General features: G+C 69.4%; 15 protein-coding genes. 4 read left to right on the forward strand and 11 right to left on the reverse strand.

Annotated elements, in window-relative coordinates; translation table 11 throughout:
* Genes pcaC through ACZ7OI_RS26755 form a run of 7 tightly spaced genes read right to left on the reverse strand, consistent with a single transcriptional unit; the run spans position 1 to position 5,245 of the window.
* Positions 1-402 (reverse strand): 4-carboxymuconolactone decarboxylase, encoded by a 402-nt coding sequence (pcaC, locus tag ACZ7OI_RS26725; RefSeq protein ID WP_009074285.1) that lies wholly within the window; start codon positions 400-402, stop codon positions 1-3.
* On the reverse strand, positions 399-1,178 hold the full coding sequence (gene pcaD, locus ACZ7OI_RS26730) for a 3-oxoadipate enol-lactonase (protein WP_470266911.1): 780 nt from the start codon (positions 1,176-1,178) through the stop codon (positions 399-401). Before pcaD ends, pcaC begins: the two co-directional genes overlap by 4 nt.
* Positions 1,179-1,207: 29 nt before the next feature.
* Positions 1,208-1,759: a protocatechuate 3,4-dioxygenase subunit alpha gene (pcaG, locus tag ACZ7OI_RS26735; protein WP_470266912.1), complete on the reverse strand. Its 552-nt coding sequence runs from the start codon at positions 1,757-1,759 to the stop codon at positions 1,208-1,210.
* The gene (pcaH, locus tag ACZ7OI_RS26740; RefSeq protein ID WP_470266913.1) at positions 1,756-2,490 is read right to left on the reverse strand and encodes a protocatechuate 3,4-dioxygenase subunit beta; all 735 of its coding nucleotides are present in this window, start codon (positions 2,488-2,490) and stop codon (positions 1,756-1,758) included. Before pcaH ends, pcaG begins: the two co-directional genes overlap by 4 nt.
* Positions 2,491-2,505: 15 nt before the next feature.
* On the reverse strand, positions 2,506-3,687 hold the full coding sequence (locus ACZ7OI_RS26745; protein WP_470266914.1) for a thiolase family protein: 1,182 nt from the start codon (positions 3,685-3,687) through the stop codon (positions 2,506-2,508).
* On the reverse strand, positions 3,684-4,439 hold the full coding sequence (locus ACZ7OI_RS26750) for a CoA-transferase subunit beta (RefSeq protein WP_470266915.1): 756 nt from the start codon (positions 4,437-4,439) through the stop codon (positions 3,684-3,686). The genes ACZ7OI_RS26745 and ACZ7OI_RS26750 overlap by 4 nt, the downstream gene beginning before the upstream one ends.
* Entirely contained in the window at positions 4,436-5,245 is an 810-nt protein-coding gene (locus ACZ7OI_RS26755) for a CoA transferase subunit A (RefSeq protein WP_470266916.1), read from the reverse strand. Before ACZ7OI_RS26755 ends, ACZ7OI_RS26750 begins: the two co-directional genes overlap by 4 nt.
* Positions 5,246-5,678: 433 nt before the next feature.
* Between ACZ7OI_RS26755 and ACZ7OI_RS26760 the strand changes: the two genes are divergently transcribed.
* On the forward strand, positions 5,679-6,626 hold the full coding sequence (locus ACZ7OI_RS26760; RefSeq protein ID WP_470266917.1) for a 2-hydroxyacid dehydrogenase: 948 nt from the start codon (positions 5,679-5,681) through the stop codon (positions 6,624-6,626).
* Complete coding sequence (locus tag ACZ7OI_RS26765) at positions 6,623-7,750, forward strand: glycerate kinase (RefSeq protein WP_470266918.1); 1,128 nt, start codon at positions 6,623-6,625, stop codon at positions 7,748-7,750. Before ACZ7OI_RS26760 ends, ACZ7OI_RS26765 begins: the two co-directional genes overlap by 4 nt.
* A gap of 221 nt (positions 7,751-7,971) precedes the next feature.
* Here the strand turns inward: ACZ7OI_RS26765 and ACZ7OI_RS26770 are convergent, their stop codons facing one another.
* Positions 7,972-8,277 carry an iron-sulfur cluster biosynthesis protein gene (locus ACZ7OI_RS26770; protein ID WP_470230765.1) on the reverse strand — a complete coding sequence of 102 codons (306 nt, stop codon included), beginning with the start codon at positions 8,275-8,277 and terminating at the stop codon, positions 7,972-7,974.
* Positions 8,278-9,938: 1,661 nt separating this feature from the next.
* On the opposite strand from ACZ7OI_RS26770, the gene ACZ7OI_RS26775 reads away from it, so the two are divergent.
* Together ACZ7OI_RS26775 and shbA are read left to right on the forward strand one after the other, a co-directional pair.
* Entirely contained in the window at positions 9,939-10,355 is a 417-nt protein-coding gene (locus tag ACZ7OI_RS26775; RefSeq protein WP_470267159.1) for a GtrA family protein, read from the forward strand.
* A gap of 324 nt (positions 10,356-10,679) precedes the next feature.
* Entirely contained in the window at positions 10,680-11,336 is a 657-nt protein-coding gene (shbA, locus tag ACZ7OI_RS26780; protein ID WP_470266919.1) for an RNA polymerase sigma factor ShbA, read from the forward strand.
* A 102-nt stretch (positions 11,337-11,438) separates the two neighbouring features.
* Here shbA and ACZ7OI_RS26785 read toward each other — a convergent pair whose 3' ends face one another.
* From ACZ7OI_RS26785 to ACZ7OI_RS26795, 3 genes are read right to left on the reverse strand one after another with little or no spacing between them, the layout of a single operon-like run.
* Positions 11,439-12,269, reverse strand: coding sequence for an amidohydrolase family protein (locus ACZ7OI_RS26785; protein WP_470266920.1), 831 nt, complete (start codon positions 12,267-12,269; stop codon positions 11,439-11,441).
* On the reverse strand, positions 12,266-13,240 hold the full coding sequence (locus tag ACZ7OI_RS26790) for an aldo/keto reductase (protein ID WP_470266921.1): 975 nt from the start codon (positions 13,238-13,240) through the stop codon (positions 12,266-12,268). Before ACZ7OI_RS26790 ends, ACZ7OI_RS26785 begins: the two co-directional genes overlap by 4 nt.
* Positions 13,237-13,569: an L-rhamnose mutarotase gene (locus tag ACZ7OI_RS26795; RefSeq protein WP_470266922.1), complete on the reverse strand. Its 333-nt coding sequence runs from the start codon at positions 13,567-13,569 to the stop codon at positions 13,237-13,239. The genes ACZ7OI_RS26790 and ACZ7OI_RS26795 overlap by 4 nt, the downstream gene beginning before the upstream one ends.
* Between the last annotated feature and the right edge of the window lie 51 nt (positions 13,570-13,620).

A 13,620-nucleotide genomic window follows, 5' to 3' on the forward strand; every position in this document is an offset into this window, starting at 1 on the left:
CTATCCGGCCGGCGGCTGGGCGGTGGGTTCTCCCAGTTCGGCGAGGACGCGCTGGGCGATCCCGATCGCCGTGTTCGCCGCTGGCACTCCCGCGTATACGCCGGTGTGGAGCAGGACCTCGCGGATCTCGTCCGCGGTAAGCCCGTTGCGCACCGCCGCGCGGACGTGCATGGCCAGCTCGTCGTGGCAGTGCAGCGCGGTGAGCGCGGCCAGCGTGATGCAGCTTCGGGTCCGCCGGTCGAGGCCGTCGCGCGTCCAGACCGAACCCCACGCCGCTTCGGTGATGTACTCCTGGAACGGCTTGCTGAACTCGGTGGTCCGCGCGACCGCCCGGTCCACATGCTCGTCGCCGAGCACCTCGCGGCGCACCCGCATGCCTGCCTCGTAGCGGTCTCCGGTCACTGTTCCTCCGTGATCCGCTCGAGGATCAGCCGGGTGAATTCGTCCGGCTGTTCGTAGCTGCCCAGGTGCGCGGCGGAGGCGACGACCTCGAGCCGGGCTCCGGGGATTCCGTCCGCGATGACCCGCCCGTGCGGCTCGGCGGGCGTCGACGGGTCGTCAGCGCCAGCGATCACCAGGGTCGGGACGGCGATCTTCGGCAGGTCGCCGGTGAGGTCCATCCGCTCGATCACCTCGCAACACCCGGCATACCCCTCGTCGGGCTGAGCTTCGACCATCTCGCGCAGGTACGCGACCTGGTCCGGATGCGCCTGCGCGTAATCCGCCGTGACCCAGCGCCCGACACTCGCTTCCGCGACCGCCCCAGTGCCCTCGGCCCGCACGAGGCGCGCACGGTCGGCCCACATCTCGGGCGGTCCGAGCAGCGCTGACGTGCAGCACAGGGTGAGGCTCGCCAACCGGTCCGCGGCGTGCGCGCCGAGCCACATCCCGGTCATCCCGCCGAGCGACAGGCCGACGAAGTGCGCGCGCTCGACGCCGAGGTCGTCGAGCAGCCCCAGCACGTCGCCGCCCAAATCGGCCAGGTCGTACGGCCCCGGCGGCACCGGCGACGACCCGTGGCCGCGCGTGTCGTACCGGACCACACGGAATCCGCGTTCGGTCAGCGGCGCGACCTGCGGCTCCCACATCCGGTGGTCGCTGCCGATCGAGTTGGAGAACACCACCACCGGACCCGTCGCCGGGCCTTCGACTACCCGGTGCACCCGGACACTGCTCACGCTTGAACCTCCACAATGGACACGGCCGGTCAGACCGTGAAGAACACCGTCTCGCCTTCGCCTTGCAAACGCACGTCGAACCGATAGCCGGTGCCGTCTTTCTTGGCCAGCAACGTGTCCCGCCGCTCCTCGGGCACGCTCGCCAGGACTGCGTCGCCAGCGTTGTCCTGGTCCTCGAAGTAAATGCGCGTGACGACCCGGTTCAGCAGCCCGCGGGCGAACACCGACACGTCGATGTGCCGCGCCTGAGAAGCCCCGGACGCGTCCGGCACGATTCCGGGCAGCAGGGTGAGAATCCGGTATTGGCCTTGTTCGTCGGTGGGACACCGGCCGAACCCGCGGAACGGCGCGCCCGGCTTGCCGCGCGGATCGTCGGGGTGGTCGAACCCGCCGTCCGGATCCGCCTGCCACGTCTCGATCATCGCGTCCGGAACCGGGTTGCCCGCGCCGTCGTACACCCCGCCGCGGATCCACACCGCGCCTTCGGTGCCTTCCGGAACCACGAACGGCCCGTCGTCCCACGGCAGTCCGATGGACAGGTACGGCCCGACGGTCTGCGAGGGAGTGCCTTCGAGCCTCACTCGTCCTCCTCCTCGTCCTCGAACACCGACTGTTCGCGCCCGCGCACCACGATGTCGAACTGGAACGCCAGCGCCCATTCCTCCTCGGTGCGGTCCAGGTCGAACCGGGAGATCATCCGCTGCCGCGCCTTCTCGTCCGGAATGGAGTTGAAGATCGGGTCCTGCGAGAACAGCGGGTCGTCCGGGAAGTACATCTGGGTGACCAGCCGCTGGGTGAACGCCGAGCCGAACACCGAGAAGTGGATGTGCGCGGGACGCCACGCGTTGTCGTGGTTCTTCCACGGGTACGCGCCGGGTTTGATGGTGGTGAACTCGTAGCGCCCGTCGTCGTCGGTCAGCGTGCGGCCGAGCCCGTCGAAGTTCGGGTCGAGCGGGGACGGCCAGCGGTCGCCGGTGTGCCGGTAGCGCCCGCCCGCGTTGGCCTGCCAGATCTCCACGAGCGAGTTGCGGATCGGCCGCGCGTCGCCGTCGAGAAGCCTGCCGGTGACGATGATCCGCTGGCCCTGCGGCTCGCCCGCGTGCTGCCGGGTGAGGTCGTTGTCGAGTTCGCCGAGCCGCCCCGGGCCGAGCAGCGGACCGGTGACCTCGGTGAGCATCTGCGGCAGCAGGACCAGCGGCTGCGTCGGATGCCGCAGCGCGGTGGAACGGTACGGCGCGTAGTCGAGCGGCGGGTGGGTGCCGTCCGGATCAGGCCGGTACTGCGGCAGGCGCCGGTCGGTCGGTGTGGCCACGATGCCTCCCCTTTCTCAGCGATTCTCGAGCACGACTGCGAGACCCTGGCCGACGCCGATGCAGATCGCCGCGAGGCCCCAGCGACCGCCGGTGCGGCGGAGCTGATGCGCCAGCGCGCCGATGATCCGGCCGCCGGACGCGCCGAGCGGGTGCCCGATCGCGATGGCCCCGCCGTTGACGTTGACGATCTCCGGGTCGAGCTTCGACCATTCTTTCAGGCAGGCCAACGACTGTGCTGCGAACGCCTCGTTGAGTTCCACCGCGGCGACGTCGTTCCAGCCGATGCCCGCCCGTTCGAGCGCGATCTCCGCCGCGCGCACCGGGCCGATCCCGAACACGTCCGGGTCGACTCCCGCGGCACCGCGGCCGGCGATCCGGGCCAGCGGCGTCGTGCCGAGCCGCTCGGCCGCGGCCGCGTCACCGAGCAGCAAAGCCGACGCACCGTCGTTCAGCGGCGACGCGTTCCCTGCCGTGACGGTGCCGTTTTCCTTGCGGAACACCGTTTTCAGCTTCGCGAGCTTCTCGGGCATGGAGTCCGGCCGGATGCCCTCGTCCCGGGTGAGTTCGACGCCTTCCACCGGAACCACGTGGTCGTCGTAGAAGCCCTCGTCCCACGCCCGCGCGGCGTTCGCGTGACTGCGCGCGGCGAACGCGTCCTGCTCGTCCCGGCTGATGCCGTAGCGCTCGGCGAGCAGTTCGGTGGACTCGCCGAGGGAAACGGTCCACTGCGACGGCATCGCCGGGTTGACCATCCGCCAGCCGAGCGCCGTGTTGTACAGCGTCTGGTTGCCAGCCGGGAAAGCCTTGTCCGGCTTCGGCATCACCAGCGGCGAGCGGCTCATCGACTCGACGCCGCCCGCGACCACGAGCGAAGCGTCGCCGACCTGGATCGCCCGGCTCGCCTGCATGGCCGCCTCGACGCCGGACCCGCACAGCCGGTTCACCGTCGCACCGGGAACCGACGTCGGCCAGCCCGCGAGGAGCGCGGCCATCCGTGCCACGTTCCGGTTGTCTTCGCCCGCGCCGTTGGCGTCGCCGAGCACCACTTCGTCCACAGTGGACGGATCGAGCCCGTTGCGCTCGGCCAGCGCACGGAGCACGCCCGCGGCCAGGTCGTCAGGGCGCACTCCGGAGAGAGCGCCGCCGTAGCGCCCGAAGGGAGTGCGGATCGCGTCGAGTACGTAAGCGTCGCTCATTCGCCGGCCTTCTTCAGTTCACGGAGCAGAGTCAGTTCGCGTTCGGTGGGCGCGGGGGTGGTCTTGAGGTCCGCGGCCGCCTTCAGTGTCCACCCCGTCGCTTCCACGACCTGTTCCAGCTCGATCCCGGGGTGCAGTTCGGTGAGCGTGAGTTCCGCAGTTTCCGGATCGGGCCGCATCAGGCCGAGGTCGGTGACCACGAGAGTCGGCCCGGCTCCGCGCAGGCCAAGCCGTTCCCGGTCCCCGCGCCCGGCGCCGTGGCCGAACGACGTCACGAAGTCGACCTTGTCCACGAAGGTGCGCTTGCTCTGGCGCAGCACGACGAACACTTCCTTGCAGGACGCGGCGATCTCCGGCGCCCCGCCCGCGCCGGGAAGGCGCACCTTCGGATCGTGGTAGTCGGAACCGATGACCGTAGTGTTGATGTTGCCGAACTTGTCGAGCTGCGCCGCGCCGAGGAACCCGACGTCGATCCGGCCGGGCTGCAGCCAGTAGTTGAACACCTCAGGCACGCTGACGACCGCGTCGGCGGTGTCGGCCAGCTCGCCGTCGCCGATCGACAGCGGCAGCCTGCTCGGTTTCGCGCCGAGACAACCTGATTCGTAGATCAGCGTGAGGTTCGGGGCGTGCGTGCGGCGGGCCAGGTTGGCCGCCGTGCTCGGCAATCCGATCCCGACGAAACACGACATGCCCTCGCCGAGCGCGCGCGCCGCGGCGATGCTCATCATCTCGTCAGCGGTGTACTCGCTCATGCCTTCACCCCGGTCAAGTCGTTCAGCCACTTGGCGAATTCCTCGCGGTCCCGGCCGATCTCGTCCCACGCCTGGTACGCGGCGTTGTCCCGCTCGTAGTACCCAGCGGCGTACGAGGGCGCCGCGCCGCGCGGCACCTCGGCCACCGCGGTGACCGCCCAGGACGGAAGAACGAGCGCGCCAGGACGGGGCTTCAGCTCGTCGACGACCTCCTCCACGGTGACCAGCGACCGCTTCGCCGCCAGCACCGCTTCCTTCTGCACGCCTGCGATGCCCCACAGCTGGACGTTGCCCGCCCGGTCGGCGCGCTGCGCGTGCACGATCGTGACGTCCGGGTTCAGCGCGGGCACCGCGGTGAGCTGCTCGCCGGTGAACGGGCAGGTGATCGGCTTGATCGTGTCCGTCTGCGCGGGCAGATCGGTGCCGGTGTAGCCGCGCAGCACGGCGAACGGCAGCCCGGAAGCGCCTGCGACATAACGGTTCGCCATGCCCGCGTGACTGTGTTCCTCGATCTCCAGCGGCGCCGGCCACGAGTGCTGCACCGCGTCGCGGAACCGGTGCAGCGAGCCGACCCCGGGGTTGCCGCCCCAGGAGAAGATCAGCTTGCTCGCGCAGCCCGCGCCGATGAGCTGGTCGTAGACGATGTCCGGCGTCATCCGCACGAGCGTGAGGTTCCGCCTGCCCTGACGGATGATCTCGTGCCCGGCCGCCACCGGGATGAGGTGCGTGAAGCCCTCGAGAGCGACGGTGTCTCCGTCGTGCACCAGCTCGGCGATCGCCTCGCCGAGCGACAGCACCCTTGCCATCACGAGCCCTTCCGTCTGGATCTTTGTTGCTTCCGCCGTTCCGTGCTAGCGTGTTCGCATAGCGCACAGAAGTTCTACATATGAACATAGCACGGTCCGGCCGCCCGCGGGAGTGCCAAAGGGTGAAGCGGACGTCCGGACAGACGACACAAGACAACGCAAGGTTTGCGAGCTTCGAGAGGGATGAGGTGATGCGATAAGACAACACGGTGCGCTGGGAGTCGGCGAACGGGTTTCGCGGCGAGACAGAGCGGTGCAGTCGGCGGCAGACCGGAATTTCGTTGCGTGGTACCGCAATGCGGAATTCGGGCACTGTCCGCGTCGGCGGCGTTCTGTCGCGGTTGGACGCTCCGTCGCAGCTCAGGCGAGTGTCCGGCGGTGAGCGCGCCGCGAACCTCGCCCGGGCGGCACGGTCGGCATTAGGCTGCTCCGCATGCCGAAGATCGCTGTCACCCGCTGGATCCCGGACGAGGCCGTGCAGGTGCTCGGCGAGGCAGGCGAAGTCGAAATCTCGTCTGAGGACCGGCCGCTCACGCCCGAGGAACTGCGAAAGTTCGTCGCCGGATCGGCCGCGGTGGTGTCGATGCTGCACGACCGGATCGACGGCTCAGTCGCGGACGCGGCGGGCCCGGAACTGAAGGTCGTCGCCAACGTCGCGGTGGGCTACGACAACGTGGACGTCAGTGCACTGGCGGACCGCGGCGTCGTGGTCGCCAACACGCCAGGCGTGCTCACCGACGCCACCGCGGATCTCGCGTTCGGATTGCTGCTGGCCGTCTCGCGGCGGCTCGGCGAAGGCGAACGTTTGCTGCGCGCACGGCAGCCGTGGTCGTTCCACCTCGGTTTCCTGCTCGGGTCCGGCTTGCAGGGCAAGACGCTCGGCATCGTCGGGCTCGGCCAGATCGGCCGCGCGGTGGCGAAGCGGGCGGCGGCGTTCGGGATGCGGGTCGTCTACTCCGGACGGTCGGCGAAGCCGGATTTCGACGGCGAGTTCGTGTCGTTCGGCGAACTGCTGCGGCGTTCCGACTTCGTGTCGCTGCACTGTCCGCTGACTCCCGAGACCCGGCACCTTGTCGACGCGGACGCGTTGCGGGCGATGAAACCGAGTGCGTACCTCGTGAACACCACGCGCGGTCCGGTGGTCGACGAGTCGGCGCTGGCCGACGCGCTCGAAGCCGGCGAGATCGCGGGTGCGGCGCTGGATGTGTTCGAGAAGGAGCCGGACGTCGAGCCGCGACTGCTGGACCGCGACGACGTGGTGCTGACGCCGCACCTCGGATCGGCGACGGTGGAAACGCGGACGGCGATGGCGGTGCTGGCCGCGCGCAACGTCGTCTCGGTGCTCGCCGGCGCCGAGCCGCTGACGGAGGTGGGCCGATGACCCGGGTCGTGATCGCACCGGACAAGTTCAAAGGAAGCCTGACCGCGGTCGAGGTGACAGAAGCGATCGCGCACGGCGTGCGGGACGCGTTGCCGGACGCCGAGATCTCCGCGTGCCCGGTCGCCGACGGCGGCGAAGGAACGCTGGAGGTGCTCGAGAACGCGGGCGGCTCGATGGTGCGGTTGCCGGTGCGAGGCCCGCTCGACGAACCAGTCGAGGCGCGGTACGTGCTGCTCGGCGACACGGCGTACGTCGAATCGGCGCGCGCGTGCGGCATCGAGTTCGTGACGCCGAGCCGGGAAGTCGCGCTCGCCGCACACACGTGGGGCGTCGGCGAGTTGCTGAACGACGCCCTCGCCCGCGGGGCGCGGCGGCTCGTGCTGACCGTCGGCGGCACCGCGAGCACCGACGGCGGTGCCGGGATGCTGGCCGCGCTGGGTGCTGGAATCCTCGACGCGTCCGGTGCGCCAGTCGGTCTCGGCGGCGGGTCGCTGACGCAAGTCGCGCGCGTCGACCTGAGTCCGGTGCGGGAACGACTGGGCGAGGTGCCGGTCGTGGTCGCGACAGACGTGACGAATCCGCTGCTAGGCGCGAACGGGGCGGCGGCCGTCTTCGGCCCGCAAAAGGGTGCTTCCCCGGACGACGTCCAAGCGCTCGACGAAGCACTGTCGCACTGGGCGAAGGCGCTTGTGCAGGCTGGCACGCCGGACGTCTCCGACGTCCCCGGAGCCGGTGCCGGCGGAGGTGTCGCGGCGGGCGCGATCGCGGGGTTCGGTGCGACAGTCGAGTCCGGCTTCGACCTGATCGCCGCATTGACCGGCGTCGATGCCGCGCTGACCGGTGCCGACCTAGTGATCACCGGCGAGGGTTCGCTAGACGAACAATCACTGTCCGGCAAGGCCCCGGCGGGCATCGCGGCTCGCGCCGGGCGGACGGGCATCCCGCTGCTGGTGCTCGCCGGACGGATCCAGCTGGACGCGGACGCGCTGGCCGGCTTGGGAGTCGTCGGCAGCAGTGCGCTGATCGACCACGCGCCGTCGCTGGACTATGCCCGTGCCCACGCCGCGGACCTGCTGCGAGAACGGGCGGCAGTGCTGGTGCAGGACTGGCTGCGCACTAAGTAGCAGAAGCGCTCCCGCGATCACCCGCAGGAGCGCTTCTGGTCAACAACGCAGCCGTCTTGGACAACCCAGGTCTTGGACGGCAGTGCCACCCAGGGATCGGCCATCGATCAACTCGCCGGGCCCGGACGTCGCGAGACCTCCGGCAGCACCGGCGAACGGCACACGGGATCAGCCGACGGACACCGCCGCGCGAACCCCGTGGCCGGGCGCTTGCGCAGTCGTCAGGCGGACTGCTGCTGAGGCAGGACGGCGAAGGCGACGTCGCCGGTGTCGTCCTGCTGGACGTCGAGGACCTTGTCGTCGAGCAACGCCGCTGCCTGCGGCTCGAGGAAGACCTTCGCCCCGCCGTCGGCGCCGACGACGCGGTCGCCGTCCTCCGGGGCCGGGGCTACCGACAGCGCCAGTTGAGCGCCGTCGCCTTCCATGCTCTGCAGCGCGAAGCGCAGGCCGCTTTCTTCGGAGCCAGTGCCTTGTTCAGCGGTCAACGCGGTGATCGCCTCGGCGGCGGCTTCGGTAACGGTCAGCATCTTTCGGCCTTCCCTTCGTCGCAGTCGGATGCGCACGGTCGGTTGCAGGGTGGTTTTTCACGCTAAAGGCGGCACGACGGTCGCGCAGTGTGAGCGCGAGACCGGTGCCGCGACGGTGGAACCTGTCACAAATACGTTTGAGATCAGGATCTTCGGGCCATAGCCGACCGGATCGCGTCGGCGACCGTGCAGCCCCCGTGGTCGACCCGCTCGCCCGGTCTGGGATCCGCAGGCCAGCCGGACCCGGCCGAGTCGAACGGTTCCGGTCCGCCCTCGCCCGCACTGCCCGGCTCCCCGGCCATGTCAATGCCGGACGACCCCTCGCCCGCCCCGCCGGACACCGGCGGCCGAACCTCCGGCGGCTCCGCCGCACGCTGACTTTCACGGACCTCGTCGGAGTCACTTTCCGTACGCATCGCAGCCCTGGGCGCGGGCGCGCTAAACGAACCGTCGTGGGAACTGTCCGCACCGGGTGCTTGACTCTCGCGGAGAGCGTCGTCACCGGAACCGCTCACGGGCACCTCCCGAAAGTCCGGATTGTTCGTGGTGAGCTACCCGAGGCGACTTCCGGTGAAACGGGCCGAACGGCTGTCGTCGGAATCACACTGGTTCCTGCGGTCAGCCAGGGCGTCAGCGGGCTGAGCGGAGCTAGCGTCAGAACTATGACCACCACCAGGTGGATGCCGCGCGGCCGGATCGGACTCCGCCCCCGGCGCAAAACCGGCTCGGACGCCGCCAGCAACGACCCGCTCGGCGACGACGCGATCGACGCCATACCGGAATACCGCACGCTCGACGAGCCTTCGGGTCGCTCCTGCGACTTCGAGGAATTCGCTGACCAGCGCCATGCTGCCGATGACCGCCCGACTGCGCTCACCGACGAGATTGACAATCGGAGCGCCTCGCCGGACTCCGACGCCGACCGACGTCAGGAAAACGCCCGTCGTCACCTGGCGGCCAATCCGAGCGCCGGTTACCACGAGGCGTCGGAAGACGACGTCGATCCACTCCCGCCGGAGCCCGGAGACGAGAGCGCCCGTCGCCACCTGGCGGCGAACTCGACCGCGCATCGCCGCGAAACGGCAACTGCCCCTGCGACCTCGCTGCCGCCCAGCCCCGGGGACGAACTCGTCAGCCACGACCAAGCGACCACCGCGAACGCCAATCACCCCCAACCGGCGACGGGCGATGCCCAACCGCTCCCGTCAGAGAGCACCAGTCGCCACTCAACGGCTAACCCGAACCGCTCCCGCCACGAAGCGGCAACCGCTAACGACGCCCCGCAGCCCCTGGTTGCCACCAGCCAACCCACCAGTCGCCCGTCAGCGGCCAATCCGAACGGCGCCTGCCGCGAGACGGTAACCGCCAACACCGAACCACAGCGCCCGGCTGCCACCAGTCGCCGCTCAACGGCCAATCCGAACGGCACTCACCACCAACCGGCACCTGGCGACGCCGACCCGCGCCCCTCTGAACCCGCCAACGACACCGCCGCTGAAGCCAGCCGCCCGCCCCGAGCCACAACGGACCTCGTAGCCGAAGCCAACCCCCACCGCCGTCACCCGAACCCGGCCGCCGTCTCCACAGCTCATTCCGCACCTCCGACCGTTGCCGATAATCGGCCGACCCACTCCGCCGACCGCACCGCCCGCCGCCGCGAGATCGGTGGCCATGCGGCCTGGTATCTGGCCGCCGGTGTCGTCACCACCGGGCTGCAGGCCGTCCTCTTCCTCGCCTTCCGCCCGGAAATCGGCGCGCAATGGGCGAATCTCGCCGCGCTCGCGATCACGACGGTCGGCAACACCGAGTTCCACCGGCGCGTCACGTTCGCCAACCGGAGCAGCCGCGCGGGCAAGCGGCATCTTCAGGATCTCGTCACTTTCGCCTTCTACGCCGGCTACGGATCAGCCGTCCTCGCGGCTCTCGACGCCGTCGTCGCGCACCCCTCAGCCGGGCAGCAAACCGCGGTGCTTCTCGCGGCCAGTTTCGTCGGCGGGGTTGTCCGGTTCGCGGTGCTGCGCTGGTGGGTTTTCGCCAGGACACGGCGAATGGACGCACCACAAGATCACCAACGGTAGTGGAACCCGTTCTACCCGCAGTGCGACCACTCTCTGTTGCGCTACCCGGACGTCACTCTTCGTGACGCACAAAATCAGACATCCGCACATGCTGCGAGGCCGGATTCGTACTGTGCGTCGACTGGTCTCGTTTGTGTCAAGACCACTGCTGCTAACGGGGTATTCGTAGTTGAAATGTGGACGGTCGGCCTCCGGCCGCTTAAGGTTACGGAGCGTCGCAACGATCGCAGTGCTCCCCCGTTTGATTGGAGTACTTGCGATCGCAACATCACAGAGTGTTGACCCCTAGACAGCGACGGTCGCAGGGTTGCCGGGGAGACGACCATGACAGCACCGTCGAAGACGTCCCGTACTGCGGTGTCCGACGTCGCGGGCTACGTGAGCCCTGCGACGCTGCCCCGGTCCGGTGGACGCCTGACCAAGGAAGACCTCGACCCGCTGGTACGCGCCGCGGGAAAGGGCGATCAAGCCGCGATCGCCGATTTGCTGCTCGTGCTCCGCCCCGTTGTCGCCCGTTACTGCCGGGCCCGGATGGGTGGCCGCGACCTCTCTTACCTCGCCGCCGACGACGTCGCGCAGGACGTCTGCATGGCCGTTCTCAAGGCCCTTCCCGACTATCAGGACCGCGGCGGCTCGTTCCTTTACCTCGTGCACGCGATCGCGGCCAACAAGGTCGCCGACGCCTACCGGGCCGTCGCGCGCGACCGTTCCGAGCCGGTTCCCGAGCTGCCCGAGCACCCGCTCGCCGGCGGCAACGAGCCGGAATCGCACGCGCTGCGCCTCGACCTCGGCAGCCGTCTGCAGGAGTTGCTCACCCGCCTCGCCCCGCTGCAGCAGGAGATCCTGGCGCTGCGCATCGTCGTCGGCCTCAGCGCCAACGAGACCGCCGAGACGCTGGGCATTTCGGCCGGCAACGTCCGCGTCACGCAGCACCGCGCGCTGTCCAAGCTCCGCGAGATGGTGCAGGGCCAGGACTTCTGAGCCGGTTTCGTCACTCGAACGGCTGGAACGCCGCCGCGGACCGCTGAATAGGTCGACAGGCTCTGTTTCGCACGGCACTCTGGATTTAGCCCGCCGCATCTCTCAGCTCAATTCATAAACGCGTGCCGCCGTGTGCTCGAAGACGTCCAGCCGTTCTGGGTCGCTCAGCGTTCCGGTCAGCGACACCGCCGCGTCCAGTACGACTTCGTACGCTGCAGCCAGTTCGCACACTGGCCAGTCGGAGCCGAACATGACCCGGTTCGCGCCGAACGACTCGAAAACGTGGTCTGCGTAGCGGCGCAGGTGGCCAACCTGCCATTCGCGCCAGTCGGCCTCCGTCACCAAGCCGGACAGCTTGCAGTGCACGTTCTCGTGCGCGGCCAGCGATGCGACGCCGTTTGCCCACGGCTGCCATTCGCCGGCTGCGATGCCCGGTTTCGCGGCGTGGTCGAGGACCAGTCGCAGATCCGGCAAGCGTTCGGCGACCTGCCGGGCGGCGGCCAGTTGCGCCGGTGCCACCAGCAGGTCGTAGACCAGGCCGGCGGCGCCGACCGCGGTCAGGCCGCGCAGGATTTCCGGGCGCAGCAGCCAATCCGGGTCCGGTTCGTCCTCGACCTGGTGCCGGATGCCGACCAGCGGGCCGAGTTCGCGCAGCCGCGCGAGCCGATCGGACACGTCCGGGGCGGCGAGGTCGACCCAGCCGACCACGCCTGCCACCAGCGGCTCGGAAGCGGCCGTGGCCAGGAACTCCTCGGTTTCCGCCTCGTCCGAAACGGTCTGCACCAACACGGTGGCGTGGACGCCGGCCGCCGTCGTCACCGTGCGCAGGTCGTCGACGGTGTACGGCTTGCGGATCGGAGCCAGCGCGTCGCCGGACATCCACGGGTACTCGCGGCGCGCCGGATCCCACAGGTGGTGATGCGAATCGATCACTGGGCTCCTCCGGACACGACGGGGCGGGCGGCCGACCTCAGCAGGCCGGCGTCGGCGAGGTCGTCCCACAGTACGGCCGGGATATTCGCCGCTGCGCGGCGAACGTTCAGCGACACCTGCTCGGCATCGTGCGCGCCGACGACGACCGACACGACCGCGGGGTGCGTGCGCGGCAACGCCAGTGCGGCCTCCGGCAGGGAAACACCGTGCCGTGCGCAGATTTCCGCGATTTTCTGCGCCTTTTCAACGAGATCCGCAGGCGCGGCCGTGTAATCGTAAATAGTGCCGGGTTGTTCAGTCGCGAGAATGCCACCGTTGAACACGCCGCCGGCCACGACACCGACGCCGCGTTCGACGCACAGCGGCAACAACTCGTCCAATGCCGGCTGGTTCAGCAAGGTGTAGCGACCGGCCATCAGGACATGGTCGAGGTCGAACCGGCGCACGAATTCCGCCAGCATCGGCGCCTGGTTCATCCCGGCCCCGATCGCGCCCACGACGCCCTGCTCCCGCAACTCCAGCAATGCCGGGAATGCGCCAGAAACCGCTTCCTCGAAATGATCGTCGGGATCGTGCACGTACACCAGATCGATGCGGTCGAGACCCAGCCGTTCCAGGCTCGACTCCAGCGAACGCAGCACCCCGTCGCGACTGAAATCCCAGCGGCGGCGGTAAGTCCCGGGAACGTCGAAGCCCTGGTCGTCGCGTTCCCCCGGCGCCACCGCGCGCGGCTCCAACACCCGCCCCACTTTCGTGGACAGGACGTACTCGTCGCGCGGGTACGCCGCCAGCACAGCGCCGAGTCGGCGTTCGGACAGTCCGAGCCCGTAGTGCGGCGCAGTGTCGAAGTAGCGGATCCCCTCGTCCCACGCCCGCCGCACGCTCGCCGCGGCGGTTTCGTCCGGCACCGCGTGGTAGAGGTTGCCCAGCTGCGCGCCGCCGAGTCCCAGCGGAGGAAGGTCCACGGTCACGCCTCCGCCGGGAGTTGCCACACCAGCCCGAGACCGTGGGCGACGTCGGAATGGTCGAGGTCGAGGAGTTCGTTGATCCGCTTCTGCCACGCGATGTCAGCCGGGTCGTCGGCGAGTTTCGCGCGCATCTGCTCGAAATCGTCGACCTCGACGAAGTGGAACAGGTCGAGCCCGTCACGCCAGATCCGCCACGAGCGCACCCCGGCGCGGCGCAGCGCGGCGTCCAGATCCTCCGGGATCACCGCGTGCACCTCCTCGTAGATTTTCTCCGTTCCGGGCTTGAGCCGGGTGCGCAATGCGACCGTTTGCGGCGCCGGGCTATGGGTCATCGTTCCTCCTGACGGGAGTCGTGGCACGCTGTAGGGGGTAAACATCCGAGG

Source organism: Amycolatopsis sp. NPDC114503, from assembly GCF_055633655.1.

What these genes read in the sequence shown, in the direction of transcription:
- ACZ7OI_RS26795 (WP_470266922.1), bottom strand. Translation starts at nt 13,569, where the DNA reads ATGACCCATAGCCCGGCGCCGCAAACGGTCGCATTGCGCACCCGGCTC.
- ACZ7OI_RS26745 (WP_470266914.1), bottom strand. Translation starts at nt 3,687, where the DNA reads ATGAGCGACGCTTACGTACTCGACGCGATCCGCACTCCCTTCGGGCGC.
- ACZ7OI_RS26755 (WP_470266916.1), bottom strand. Translation starts at nt 5,245, where the DNA reads ATGGCAAGGGTGCTGTCGCTCGGCGAGGCGATCGCCGAGCTGGTGCAC.
- shbA (WP_470266919.1), top strand. Translation starts at nt 10,680, where the DNA reads ATGACAGCACCGTCGAAGACGTCCCGTACTGCGGTGTCCGACGTCGCG.
- ACZ7OI_RS26770 (WP_470230765.1), bottom strand. Translation starts at nt 8,277, where the DNA reads ATGCTGACCGTTACCGAAGCCGCCGCCGAGGCGATCACCGCGTTGACC.
- ACZ7OI_RS26760 (WP_470266917.1), top strand. Translation starts at nt 5,679, where the DNA reads ATGCCGAAGATCGCTGTCACCCGCTGGATCCCGGACGAGGCCGTGCAG.
- ACZ7OI_RS26765 (WP_470266918.1), top strand. Translation starts at nt 6,623, where the DNA reads ATGACCCGGGTCGTGATCGCACCGGACAAGTTCAAAGGAAGCCTGACC.
- ACZ7OI_RS26750 (WP_470266915.1), bottom strand. Translation starts at nt 4,439, where the DNA reads ATGAGCGAGTACACCGCTGACGAGATGATGAGCATCGCCGCGGCGCGC.